Annotated in this window: 10 protein-coding genes; 5 read left to right on the plus strand and 5 right to left on the minus strand. The window is 71.9% G+C overall.

Annotated elements, in window-relative coordinates:
* Positions 1-132 precede the first annotated feature (132 nt).
* Positions 133-981 carry a helix-turn-helix transcriptional regulator gene (locus AB0N63_RS01160; RefSeq protein ID WP_365522349.1) on the minus strand — a complete coding sequence of 283 codons (849 nt, stop codon included), beginning with the start codon at positions 979-981 and terminating at the stop codon, positions 133-135.
* A gap of 135 nt (positions 982-1,116) precedes the next feature.
* On the opposite strand from AB0N63_RS01160, the gene AB0N63_RS01165 reads away from it, so the two are divergent.
* The 3 genes from AB0N63_RS01165 (at position 1,117) to gcl (ending at position 6,592) form a co-directional block, all read left to right on the plus strand.
* Positions 1,117-2,790, plus strand: coding sequence for an AMP-binding protein (locus AB0N63_RS01165; protein ID WP_365522353.1), 1,674 nt, complete (start codon positions 1,117-1,119; stop codon positions 2,788-2,790).
* On the plus strand, positions 2,787-4,424 hold the full coding sequence (locus AB0N63_RS01170; protein WP_365522356.1) for an AMP-binding protein: 1,638 nt from the start codon (positions 2,787-2,789) through the stop codon (positions 4,422-4,424). The genes AB0N63_RS01165 and AB0N63_RS01170 overlap by 4 nt, the downstream gene beginning before the upstream one ends.
* A 383-nt stretch (positions 4,425-4,807) precedes the next feature.
* Positions 4,808-6,592 carry a glyoxylate carboligase gene (gene gcl, locus AB0N63_RS01175; protein ID WP_365522359.1) on the plus strand — a complete coding sequence of 595 codons (1,785 nt, stop codon included), beginning with the start codon at positions 4,808-4,810 and terminating at the stop codon, positions 6,590-6,592.
* Between the two features lie 437 nt (positions 6,593-7,029).
* Here gcl and AB0N63_RS01180 read toward each other — a convergent pair whose 3' ends face one another.
* The 4 genes from AB0N63_RS01180 to AB0N63_RS01195 form a co-directional block, all read right to left on the minus strand.
* Positions 7,030-7,266: a hypothetical protein gene (locus tag AB0N63_RS01180; protein WP_365522361.1), complete on the minus strand. Its 237-nt coding sequence runs from the start codon at positions 7,264-7,266 to the stop codon at positions 7,030-7,032.
* 511 nt (positions 7,267-7,777) lie between these two features.
* Positions 7,778-9,241, minus strand: coding sequence for a catalase (locus tag AB0N63_RS01185; RefSeq protein ID WP_365522365.1), 1,464 nt, complete (start codon positions 9,239-9,241; stop codon positions 7,778-7,780).
* A gap of 262 nt (positions 9,242-9,503) precedes the next feature.
* A complete protein-coding gene (locus tag AB0N63_RS01190) occupies positions 9,504-10,394 on the minus strand; it encodes a 2-hydroxy-3-oxopropionate reductase (RefSeq protein WP_365522367.1) in 891 nt (296 codons plus the stop codon).
* 105 nt (positions 10,395-10,499) lie between these two features.
* Positions 10,500-11,339, minus strand: a complete 840-nt coding sequence (locus AB0N63_RS01195; RefSeq protein WP_365522369.1) for a TIM barrel protein — start codon at positions 11,337-11,339, stop codon at positions 10,500-10,502.
* A 169-nt stretch (positions 11,340-11,508) separates the two neighbouring features.
* Between AB0N63_RS01195 and AB0N63_RS01200 the strand changes: the two genes are divergently transcribed.
* Both AB0N63_RS01200 and AB0N63_RS01205 read left to right on the plus strand, forming a co-directional pair.
* The gene (locus AB0N63_RS01200) at positions 11,509-11,760 is read left to right on the plus strand and encodes a hypothetical protein (RefSeq protein ID WP_365522372.1); all 252 of its coding nucleotides are present in this window, start codon (positions 11,509-11,511) and stop codon (positions 11,758-11,760) included.
* Positions 11,757-12,119 (plus strand): helix-turn-helix domain-containing protein, encoded by a 363-nt coding sequence (locus AB0N63_RS01205; RefSeq protein WP_009191361.1) that lies wholly within the window; start codon positions 11,757-11,759, stop codon positions 12,117-12,119. Before AB0N63_RS01200 ends, AB0N63_RS01205 begins: the two co-directional genes overlap by 4 nt.
* Positions 12,120-12,165 lie beyond the last annotated feature (46 nt).

The following is a 12,165-nucleotide window of genomic DNA, read 5'->3' on the forward strand; positions in this document are numbered from 1 at the left end:
CGACCCCGCTGCCGGGCGCCGCGCCCCTCCTAACGGCAGGACCGTCGGTCGCCGCACCCCCGCGGCGGCGCTCGACCACCCCGCCGAGCGGTCCGTCGGCGGCCCACGCCCCGGAGGCGGAGCCCCCGCCCCTCACGGCAGCATCCCCGCCCGCCGTGCGGCGGTCACCGCCTCGCCCCTGGTGTGGGCGCCGAGCTTGCGCATGGCCGAGCGGAGGTAGGCCTTGACCGTCTCGGCGCTGAGCCCGAGTCGGGCGGCGGCGCCCGCGTTCGTCGCACCGGCGGCCACGCAGGCCAGCACGTCCACCTCGCGCGGCGCCAGCCGTACCGCCGCGACCGGCTCCGGTGCCGCGGCCGTCAGCAGACCGCACGCGGACAGCAGCTCCGCCCGCAGCGCGGGGTCCGCGATCCGCGGCGCCAGCGCCCGCAGCGCCGCGTGCGCCTCCCGCACCTGCTCCCAGGCCGCCCCGGCGGCCGCCTCCCCGGCCGGGGCCCGGGCTCCGGGCCGGGCGGCGGCGAGCAGCGCCCGCGCCTCCTCCCGCACCACCAGCGCCTGCTCCACGTCGCGCGCCGCCGCCGCGGCCGCGCTCAGCGCGCGGTCGCCGAGCGGCTGCGCGGTGCGCAGCGCGCCGTACAGCACCCCGCGCACCCGGCGGCGTACCACCACCGGCACCGCCAGCACCGACCGCAGGCCCTCCGCGGCGACCGCCGCGTCGTACTCGTGGCTGATCTGCCGGGACATCGAGTAGTCGGTCACCGCGCACGGCCGGGCCAGCGCCACCGCCTTGCCGCCGAGCCCGTTGCCCGAGACCACCGCGAGGGCGCTCAGCGCGAGCGTCGCCGTACCCGTCAGTTCGCTGATCCGCACTCGGGGGCGGCCCGGTTCGACCAGGCCGCCGAAGGCGACCGGCAGCCCCGTCGCACGCCGCAGCCGCACCAGCGCACCCCGGATCTCCGCCGCCCCGGACGCGTCCGCCGTCACCCGCTCGTCCCTTCGTCACGGACCCGTTGCCCACCACACCCCCGTTCGGGGGTAGTGAGACCTGCATCACGGATTACACGATGGAGCCGAGCCGCACGGCAATGGTCCGGATTCTGGACCGCACATGGAGGACAGATGACGACGGCGACGGAGATCTTCCGCGGGGCGCGGGACTTCCTGCTGGAACACCGTGAGGACTACGCCACGGCGTACGCCGGCTTTCAGTGGCCCCGCCCGGAGCACTTCAACTGGGCGCTGGACTGGTTCGACGCCGTCGCCGAGGGCAACGACCGCACCGCCCTGCACATCGTCGAGGAGGACGGCGGCGAGGTCCGCCTGTCCTTCGCCGAGATGTCCGAGCGCTCCGACCGGGTGGCGAACTGGCTGCGCGACCGGGGTGTGCGCCCCGAGGACCGCATCCTCGTCATGCTCGGCAACCAGGCCGAGCTGTGGGAGACCGCGCTCGCCGCGATGAAGCTGCGCGCGGTCGTCATCCCCGCCACCCCGCTGCTCGGCCCCGCCGACCTGTGCGACCGCGTCGAACGCGGCCGGGTCAGGCACGTGATCGCGCGCGCCGAGGACACCGCGAAGTTCGAGCACGTACCCGGCGCCTACACCCGGATCTCGGTCGGCGGCCTGCCCGAGGAGGGCTGGGAGCCGTACGAGGACGTGTACGCCGCGCCCGCCGGGTTCGTGCCCGACGGCCCCACCCTGGCCGACGACCCGCTGATGCTCTACTTCACCTCGGGCACCACCGCCCGCCCCAAGCTGGTCGAGCACACCCACACCTCGTACCCGATCGGGCACCTGGCCACCATGTACTGGATCGGCCTCAAGCCCGGCGACGTCCACCTGAACATCTCCTCGCCCGGCTGGGCCAAGCACGCCTGGTCGAACCTGTTCGCGCCGTGGAACGCCGAGGCGACCGTCTTCATCCACAACTACACCCGCTTCGACGCGGCCCGGCTGATGGCCGAGATGGACCGCGCCGGCGTCACCACGTTCTGCGCGCCGCCCACCGTGTGGCGCATGCTCATCCAGGCCGACCTGAGCCAGCTGGCCACCCCGCCGCGCGAGGTCGTCGCCGCCGGCGAGCCGCTGAACCCCGAGGTCATCGAGCAGGTCCGGCGGGCCTGGGGCGTGAGTGTCCGGGACGGTTTCGGGCAGACCGAGACGGCCGTGCAGGTCTCCAACAGTCCAGGCCAGGCGCTGAAGGCCGGCTCCATGGGCCGGCCGAGCCCGGGCTTCCGCGTCGAACTGCTCGACCCGGTCTCCGGCGCGCCCGGCGCGCGCGAGGGCGAGATCGCGCTCGACCTGTCCGCCCGTCCGGTCGGCCTGATGACTGGTTACCACGGCGACGCCGACCGCACCGCCGAGGCGATGGCCGGCGGCTACTACCGCACGGGTGACGTCGCTTCCCGGGACGAGGACGGGTATCTGACGTACATCGGACGCAGCGACGACGTGTTCAAGGCCTCCGACTACAAGATCAGCCCGTTCGAGCTGGAGAGCGCGCTGCTGGAACACGAGGCGGTGGCCGAGGCGGCCGTGGTGCCCGCCCCGGACGAGCTGCGGCTGGCCGTCCCGAAGGCGTACGTGGTGCTCGCGGCGGGCTGGGAGCCGGGCCCCGACACCGCCAAGGTCCTCTTCGAGCACTCCCGGCAGGTCCTCGCCCCCTACAAGCGCATCCGCCGCCTGGAGTTCGGGGTGCTGCCGAAGACCGTCTCGGGCAAGATCCGCCGGATCGAGCTGCGCGAGGCCACGGCCGGCGGCTCGGACGCCGAGTACCGCGAGGAGGACTGCCGGTGAGCGCTCCGCTGTCGTACGCCCACGGGACGAGCGGGACGACCCTGCTCGGCGACACCATCGGCGCCAACCTGGACCGGGCCGTCGCCGCCTGGCCCGAGCGCGAGGCGCTGGTCGACGTGCCCTCCGGCCGGCGCTGGACGTACGCCGAGTTCGCCGCCGACGTGGACCGGCTGGCCCGCGCGCTGCTGGCGAGCGGCGTCGCCAAGGGCGACCGGGTGGGCATCTGGGCCGTCAACTGCGCCGAGTGGGTGCTGGTCCAGTACGCCACCGCCCGGATCGGCGCGATCATGGTGAACATCAATCCGGCCTACCGCACGCACGAGGTCGAGTACGTCCTCAAACAGGCCGGCATATCCCTGCTGTTCGCCTCGCTGCGGCACAAGGGCAGCGACTACCGGGGGATGGTCGGGCAGGTGCGGGGGGCGTGCCCGGACTTGCGCGAGGTCGTCTACATCGACGACCCGAGCTGGACGGAGTTCGTCGCCCGCGACACCCCCGGCCGTGCCGGGGAACTGCATCTGCGCGCCGCCGAGTTGTCCTGCGACGACCCGATCAACATCCAGTACACCTCGGGCACCACCGGCTTCCCGAAGGGCGCCACGCTCTCCCACCACAACATCCTCAACAACGGTTACTTCGTGGGGGAGTCGATCGCCTACAGCGAGCAGGACCGGGTCTGTGTGCCGGTGCCGTTCTACCACTGCTTCGGCATGGTGATGGGCAACCTGGCGGCCACCTCGCACGGCGCGTGCCTGGTCGTCCCCGCCGCCTCCTTCGACCCGGCGGCCACGCTGGAGGCCGTCCAGCGGGAGCGCTGCACCTCGCTGTACGGCGTGCCGACCATGTTCATCGCCGAACTGAACCTGCCCGGCTTCGCGGAGTACGACCTGAGCACCCTGCGCACCGGCATCATGGCGGGCTCGCCCTGTCCGGTGGAGGTGATGAAGCGGGTGGTGGCCGAGATGCACATGGCCGAGGTCGCCATCTGCTACGGCATGACCGAGACCTCGCCGGTGTCGTTGCAGACCCGGACGGACGACGACCTCGAACACCGCACCGGCACGGTCGGCCGGGTGCTGCCGCACCTGGAGGTGAAGGTCGTCGATCCGGCCACCGGGGTCACCCAGCCGCGCGGCAGGGCGGGTGAGTTGTGCACCCGGGGCTACAGCGTGATGCTCGGTTACTGGGAGGATCCGGAGAAGACCGCCGAGGTGATCGACGCCGGCCGCTGGATGCACACCGGGGACCTCGCGGTGATGCGCGAGGACGGGTACGTCGAGATCGTCGGCCGGATCAAGGACATGATCATCCGGGGCGGCGAGAACGTCTACCCGCGCGAGATCGAGGAGTTCCTCTACGCCCACCCCAAGATCCGCGACGTGCAGGTGGTCGGCGTACCGCACGAGAAGTACGGCGAGGAGGTCCTCGCCTGCGTCATCCCGCTGGACGCGGCCGACCCGCTGACGCTGGAGGAGCTGCGCACGTTCTGCGCGGACCGGCTGGCGCACTACAAGATCCCGAGCCGGCTGAGCGTTCTGGACGCCTTCCCGATGACGGTCTCCGGGAAGGTGCGCAAGATCGAGCTGAGGCAGCGCTACGGCGCCGGAGAAGGCGCGGCGCCCGAGGAGGGGTGAACGGGTGAACCGCCGGACGGGGAGCATCCCGCAGGGGTGACCGGGGGACCCCGGCCCGGAGAACCGAGTGCGCGGTCGGCGGCGCACATGGTGACGGGCCGGGGTCCTTCGCGTTCCGGGGCCCGCGGGTCCGAGGGCCGCGGGAGTCTGCGAGTTCCAGGGGGCCTGCGGGCCCCCTTCGTCGTTCCCGGACGCGGCTCGCGCCCCCGTCCCGGTGCCCGAGACACCCTTGACGCCCTTTCCGCACCCCCCTACATTGCTTCCAGATCGTAGAAACTACTTTCCGCTATACGGAAGTACGGAGAAAGCTCACCGCGGGGCGCGACGGGCGTGCGAATCCGGCAGCCGAAGACAGCAGAAGACAGCCGAAGCAGGAGTACTCGATGGCTCGTATGACCGCTGCCCGCGCGGCAGTTGAGATCCTCAAGCGCGAGGGCGTCACCGACGCGTTCGGTGTGCCGGGCGCGGCGATCAACCCCTTCTACGCGGCGCTCAAGGCCTCCGGCGGCATCACGCACACCCTGGCCCGCCATGTCGAGGGCGCCTCCCACATGGCCGAGGGCTACACCCGCACCCACGCCGGCAACATCGGCGTCTGCATCGGCACCTCAGGCCCGGCCGGCACCGACATGATCACCGGTCTGTACTCGGCCATCGGCGACTCCATCCCGATCCTGTGCATCACGGGCCAGGCCCCCACCGCAGTGATCCACAAGGAGGACTTCCAGGCCGTCGACATCGCCTCCATCGCCAAGCCGGTGACCAAGATGGCCGTCACCGTCCTGGAGGCCGCACAGGTCCCCGGCGTCTTCCAGCAGGCCTTCCACCTGATGCGCTCCGGCCGCCCCGGACCGGTCCTGATCGACCTGCCGATCGACGTGCAGCTGACCGAGATCGAGTTCGACCCGGACACCTACGAGCCGCTGCCCGTCTACAAGCCCGCCGCGACCCGCCCGCAGATCGAGAAGGCGCTCGCGATGCTGACCGCCGCCGAGCGGCCGCTGATCGTCGCGGGCGGCGGTGTCATCAACGCGGACGCGGCCGACCTGCTGGTGGAGTTCGCCGAGCTGACCGGCACCCCGGTCGTGCCGACCCTGATGGGCTGGGGCATCCTGCCCGACGACCACGAGCTGAACGCCGGCATGGTCGGCCTGCAGACCTCGCACCGCTACGGCAACGCGACCTTCCTGGAGTCCGACTTCGTCCTCGGCATCGGCAACCGCTGGGCCAACCGCCACACCGGCAAGCTGGACGTCTACACGGCCGGCCGGAAGTTCGTCCACGTCGACGTCGAACCCACCCAGATCGGCAAGATCTTCGCGCCGGACTACGGCATCGCCTCCGACGCCAAGGCCGCGCTGGAGCTGTTCGTGACGGTCGCGGGGGAGCTGAAGGCGGCCGGGAAACTGCCCGACCGCTCCGCGTGGGCCGCCTCCGCGCAGGAGCGGAAGGCCACACTCCAGCGCCGTACGCACTTCGACGACATCCCGATCAAGCCGCAGCGCGTCTACGAGGAGATGAACAAGGCCTTCGGCCCGGAGACCCGGTACGTCTCCACCATCGGCCTCTCCCAGATCGCCGGCGCGCAGATGCTGCACGTCTTCCGGCCGCGGCACTGGATCAACTGCGGCCAGGCGGGCCCGCTCGGCTGGACGATCCCGGCCGCGCTCGGCGTGGCCAAGGCCGACCCGGACGCCCCGGTCGTGGCCCTCTCCGGCGACTACGACTTCCAGTTCATGCTGGAGGAGCTGGCCGTCGGCGCCCAGCACAAGATCCCGTACGTGCACGTCCTGGTCAACAACTCCTACCTGGGCCTGATCCGCCAGGCGCAGCGGGCGTTCGACATCGACTTCCAGGTCAAGCTGGAGTTCGAGAACGTCAACTCTCCCGAGCTGGGCGTCTACGGCGTGGACCACGTCAAGGTCGCCGAGGGCCTGGGCTGCAAGGCGATCCGGGTGACCGACCCGGCCGAGCTGGGCGCCGCCTTCGAGCAGGCCAAGAAGCTCGCCGCGGAGTTCCGGGTGCCGGTGGTGGTCGAGGCGATCCTGGAGCGCGTCACCAACATCTCCATGTCGGGCACCAACGACATCGGCAACGTCGTGGAGTTCGAGGAGCTGGCCACCGAGCCGGGCCACGCGCCGACCGCGCTCAAGCCGCTGAAGGTCTGACGCACGCCGGCGCACCAGTGCGTCAGCGCACCTGTTCACCCGCACAACGCGAAGGGGTGGACCGTCCTCGGACGGTCCACCCCTTCGTCGTGCGCACAGCGGGCCCCGCGCCCCCGTACCGGCGGGTCCCGCTTCCCCCGTGCTCCCGCGCACCACGGGCCTCGCTTCCCCCGTACCCCCGTGCCCGTGGTCCGCGGGCCCCGTCGCCCCCGTGCCGACGGGCCCCGCGTGAGGGAAGTCTGCCCGCTCCCCGCCCCGTCCGAAGCCCCCGTGCCCGGGTTCAGAGCTTGATTTGAGCATGACGTATCCGTGCTGGGCCCGATGCAGTACGCGCGCCGCTCCGCGACGTGGTCGTCCCCGTGGCCCTCGGACACTGCCCAGGAGCCGGCAGCGCTGCGGAGCGCTCACGGAGACGCCCGTCCCGGCCGTCCCGGGCCTCAGACGTCCTCGTGTTCCGACAGCCCCGGCCAGTCGTCCGGGCCGCCGCCCTGCCACTCGATGAGGTCGCTCTCCTCGACCTCGACACGGTCCAGGTCGGCCAGGCGGAGGATCTCGACCACGTCGTCCAGGTGGGAGGCGAGCCCGAGCGTCACGTCGCCCTCGGTGACCCGCCGGGAGCCGTCCAGGGCCGGCGGATGCACCACGATGTGCGGATGCTGCGTGAGGTGGTCCATGCCCTCAGCCTCCCGCCCGCACGCCCGCCCCGCACCCGGAGCGGGCGCCGGACGCGCAAGCCCGCGCACACCGCGGAGCGCCGGGCACACCGAAGAGCGCCGGATGCGGGACCGTCCGCATCCGGCGCTCTTCGGCCCGGTGAGGTGGAGGGGGACAGAGGGGGTCGCCGGGGCCTTGGGTGGTGCCCGTCCGACGGCACGAGACTGGGCGCGACAGGACATTCGCGCCGCCGGACGGAGTCTGGTGGGGGAGGTGCCCCGCCGGGGCGGGGCGGGGTTCCGGGCTGGGACCGCGGTGGGTGCGACGGCCGCGCGAGGCCTTCCCTCTGGTCGAGAAGGCGCTGCGTGCGAGCCTTCACCACCGCACTGGCTCGCACTCCACCGCGGTCCTCGCCCTGACCGCGCAGGTGCCGGAGCGACCACCCCTCATCCGGGTCGACCGGCGCCCGCGCGGGGCGTTGCGCGTCCGGGTCCCGACCTCCCCGTCAGGACACCGGACGCGGTGTGCGGCTCAGTCCTCGCGCAGGGCGCGGACCGCCGCCTCCACGCGCTTGCCGTACTCGGGGTCGGCGGCGTGGAAGTGTGCGAGGTTCTTCTCGACGACGTCGTTGCGGGAGACCTGCGAGAGGCCGCCGGCGATGGTCGCCACCAGACGCTCCTTGGCGTCCTCGGCGAGGAGCCGGTACAGCTCGCCCGCCTGGAAGAAGTCGTCGTCCTTGGTGTGCTGCGGGGCCTCGTGGGTGCCGGTGTGGCCGGACACGGGCAGCGGGGCCGACAGCGGGCGGCCGGTCTCCGCCGGGCCGTCGTAGGAGTTCGGCTCGTAGTTCTTGGCGTACCGGCCCTGGGAGTTGGCGGCCATCAGGCCGTCGCGGCCGTAGTTGGCGGCGCCGCCGGGGACGGCCCTGGGGGCGTTCACCGCGAGCTGGGTGTGGTTGACGCCCAGGCGGTAGCGGTGGGCGTCGGCGTAGGCGAACAGCCGGCCCTGGAGCATCTTGTCCGGCGAGGGGCCGATGCCGGGCACGAAGTTGTTCGGGGAGAACGCGGCCTGCTCGACCTCGGCGAACACGTTGTCCGGGTTGCGGTCCAGCACCAGGCGGCCCACGCGCCGCAACGGGTAGTCCGCGTGCGGCCACACCTTGGTCAGATCGAACGGGTTGAAGCGGTAGTTGGCCGCCTCGGCCGCCGGCATGATCTGCACGTACAGGGTCCAGGACGGGTGCACCCCGCGCTCGATGGCCTGGAGCAGGTCGGTCTGGTGCGAGTTGGGGTCCTTGCCCGCCAGCTCGGCGGCCTGCTCGCCGGTCAGGCAGCGGATGCCCTGGTCGGTCTTGAAGTGGTACTTCACGAAGAAGGCCTCGCCGGCCTCGTTCGTCCACTGGTAGGTGTGCGAGCCGAAGCCGTCCATGTGGCGGTACGACGCCGGGATGCCGCGGTCGCCCATCAGCCAGGTCACCTGGTGCGTGGCCTCGGGGGAGTGCGCCCAGAAGTCCCAGACGTTGTCCGGCTCCTGGCGGCCGGTGAACGGGTCGCGCTTCTGGGAGTGGATGAAGTCGGGGAACTTGATCGGGTCCTTGATGAAGAACACCGGGGTGTTGTTGCCGACGAGGTCGTAGTTGCCCTCCTCGGTGTAGAACTTCACCGCGAAGCCGCGCGGGTCGCGCACCGCGTCGGCGCCGCCGAGCGAGTCGGCCACGGTGGAGAAGCGGACGAACACCTCGGTGCGCTTGCCGATCTCGCTGAGGAAGTCGGCGTGGGTGTAACCGGTGACGTCGTCGGTCACCTCGAAGCGGCCGTAGGCGCCGGAGCCGCGGGCGTGCACGACGCGCTCCGGGATGCGCTCGCGGTTGAAGCGCGCCAGCTTCTCCAGGAGGTGCTGGTCCTGGAGGAGGAGCGGGCCGCCGATGCCGGCGGAAGCGGAGTTCTGGTTGTCGGCGACCGGGGCGCCGGACTCTGTCGTGAGCACGCGCTTCGACATCGAAGACCTTCCGTACGAGGGGCAGCGGAAACTTGTTTCCGCTTTGTGGAGCCTAGGTTCGGCGCGATCAGAACGTCAACAGTTTGTTGAAGTGCATCGCGATCGGCTGCCGGGAGTGGGCGGCAAGCGGCGGGCCGTCCGGGGCGGCGGGCCGTTCCGGGCAGCGGGTGGTTCCGGGCGACGCCGCCGCCTGGGCGCGACAGGACAGGTGTCGGCGGCGGCGTCGCCCGGAGTTCTCGGACGGGACCCGTGGCGGGTCCCGTCAGACCTGGGCGCCCGACAGGCGCTCCACGGCCCGCAGCAGGGCCGAGTGGTCCAGGCCGCCGTCGCCCTGGGCGCGCAGCGAGGCGACCAGTTGGGCGACCACGGCGCCCACCGGCAGCGCGGCGCCGACGTTGCGGGCGGCGTCGGTGACGATGCCCATGTCCTTGTGGTGCAGGTCGATGCGGAAGCCCGGCTTGAAGTCCCGGTTCAGGAAGTTGTCCTTCTTGCGGGTCAGCACGGTCGAGCCGGCCAGGCCGCCGTTGAGGACGTCCAGGGCCGCGGCGAGGTCCACGCCGGACTTCTCCAGGAAGACCACGGCCTCGGCGCACGCCTGGATGTTCACGGCGACGATCAGCTGGTTGGCGGCCTTCACGGTCTGCCCGGAGCCGTGCGGACCGCACAGGACGATGGTCTTGCCGAGCGCCTCGAAGATGGGCTTGGCCTCGTCGAAGTCGGCCCGCTCGCCGCCGACCATGATGGACAGCACCGCCTCGACGGCGCCGGCCTCGCCACCGGAGACCGGGGCGTCCAGCACGCGGATGCCCTTGTCCCGGCCGGCCTTGGCCAGGTCGACGGAGGTCTGCGGGGTGATCGAGGACATGTCGATCAGCAGCGCGCCGGACTTCGCGTTCTCCAGGATGCCGTCCGGGCCGTAGGCGATGGCCTCGACCTGGGGGGAGGCGGGCACCATCGTGATGACCACGTCGGCGTCCTTGACGGCCTCGGCGATCGATCCGGCCGCGGTGCCGCCGGCGGCGGCCAGCCGGTCCAGCTTCTCCTGTTCCAGCGTGTAGCCGGTGACCTGGTAACCCGCCTTGACCAGGTTCTCGGACATGGGGGAGCCCATGATGCCGAGGCCGACCCAGGCGATCTTCGGAAGGGTGCTCATAACGGGGGTGCCTCTCTCAAAAACTCTGCTACGTCTGCGACTTCCGCGGGCCTGTGCGCACCCGGTGCGCTCGTCGGCCGGGGCGTGCCCGGTGGCCCGGTGTGCTCAGCGGGCCGCGCGGGCCTCGGCCGGCAGCCAGTCGAAGGCCTCGGCGCTCGGCCGGTCGCCCGGCTTGTACTCCAGGCCGACCCAGCCGTCGTAACCGGCCTTGCGCAGCTGGTCCAGCAGCTCCTCCAGGGGGAGGGATCCGGTGCCGGGGGCGCCGCGGCCGGGGTTGTCGGCGATCTGCACATGACCGGTCTTCGCCGCGTACCGCTCGATCACCGCGGGCAGGTCCTCGCCGTTCATCGACAGGTGGTACAGGTCCATCAGGAACCTGGCGTTGCCGAGGCCGGTGGCCGCGTTCACCTTGTCCACGACCTCGATCGCGGCGGGGGCGCTGACCAGCGGGCACAGCGGCGACTCGGGCTTGTTCAGCGCCTCGATCAGCAGGGTGCCGCCGATCCGGTCGACCGCGCCGGCCGCGAGGACCAGGTTCTCCAGGGCGAGCGCGTCCTGCTCGGCGGGGTCCACGCCCTCGACGCGGTTGCCGTACAGCGCGTTGAACGCCGTGCAGCCGAGCGAGTCGGCGAAGCCGATCGCCACGTCGATGTTGGCGCGGAACCTCTCCGACTCCTCGCCCGGGACCGACAGCGCGCCCCGGTCGGGGCCGGGCAGCTGCCCGGCGTAGAAGTTCAGCCCGGTCAGCCGGACGCCCGCGCCTTCGATCGCCTTCCTCAGCGCGTCGAGTGCGGACTGCTCGGGCGTGGGGGCGTCGACCCAGGGCCACCACAGCTCGACCGCGGTGAAGCCGGCCGCGGCGGCCGCCGCGGGGCGCTCCAGGAGCGGGAGTTCCGTGAAGAGGATCGACAGGTTGACGTTGAAGCGCTGGTCTGCGAATCCCATCGGGGCCGCGCTCCCTTCCGTATCGTTATTCCGTATTGCGGAAGTTCGTTTCTGCTTAATGGAAGACTGCCGGTGGCGGGCGCGGCTTGTCAAGAGGGGGACCGCCGTCTGTGCCTCCCGGGCCGTCCGGGAAGGTCCCTGATCACCCCGCCCGCGTTAGGTTGAGCGGGTGCGATTGAGAGTTGAGTTCACGACCGAACCCTTCGACCTGGACGAGGTGCCGCCCCACGCGGTGGTGGCCCGCGAGGTGGTCGAGGCGGCGGAGCTGGACGCCGTGGACGTCGGGCCGTTCGGCAACACCGCGGAAGGGGGCGCCGACGCGGTCCTCACCGCCGTGGACGCCCTGCTGCGCAAGAGCCTGAAGGCCGGCGCCACCCGTATCTCGCTCCAGGTCAATGTGATCGGGGAGGGTGATAGGTGACCGGGCAGGAGCCGTTCATCGCGGCCGTGAAGCCGCTGGTCGACGCGATCGGCGGCGAACTGCTGCCGCCGGACGAGGCGGGCCTGGACGACGTGGTGCTCGCCTGGGAGGGCGTGGACGCCGTCGCCGTGCGCCTGCCTCAGCTCGCCGACTCCCTCGACCACATCCTGGCCGCCATGGAGCGCCGCAAGGGCGTGCCGCTCGCGGAGCTGGACCGCAAGGCCAAACAGGAGGTCGTCCGGGTGCTGGAGGCGCGCGGCGCCTTCGCGGTGCGGCACGGCGTGGAGACCGTCGCGAGCGCGCTCGGCGTCAGCCGGTTCACCGTCTACAACTACCTCAACCGGGAAAAAGAAGCCTGAGCGGCCCCATCGGGAGGAGCGCGACGAAGCCGCGGCCGGGCGTTAC

The organism is Streptomyces sp. NPDC093260 (assembly GCF_040683715.1).
Lineage (GTDB): Bacteria > Actinomycetota > Actinomycetes > Streptomycetales > Streptomycetaceae > Streptomyces > Streptomyces sennicomposti.

Excerpts from the sequence above, each read along its gene's own strand:
- AB0N63_RS01195 (WP_365522369.1), bottom strand. The coding sequence starts at position 11,339 with ATGGGATTCGCAGACCAGCGCTTCAACGTCAACCTGTCGATCCTCTTC.
- AB0N63_RS01190 (WP_365522367.1), bottom strand. The coding sequence starts at position 10,394 with ATGAGCACCCTTCCGAAGATCGCCTGGGTCGGCCTCGGCATCATGGGC.
- gcl (WP_365522359.1), top strand. The coding sequence starts at position 4,808 with ATGGCTCGTATGACCGCTGCCCGCGCGGCAGTTGAGATCCTCAAGCGC.
- AB0N63_RS01180 (WP_365522361.1), bottom strand. The coding sequence starts at position 7,266 with ATGGACCACCTCACGCAGCATCCGCACATCGTGGTGCATCCGCCGGCC.
- AB0N63_RS01165 (WP_365522353.1), top strand. The coding sequence starts at position 1,117 with ATGACGACGGCGACGGAGATCTTCCGCGGGGCGCGGGACTTCCTGCTG.
- AB0N63_RS01185 (WP_365522365.1), bottom strand. The coding sequence starts at position 9,241 with ATGTCGAAGCGCGTGCTCACGACAGAGTCCGGCGCCCCGGTCGCCGAC.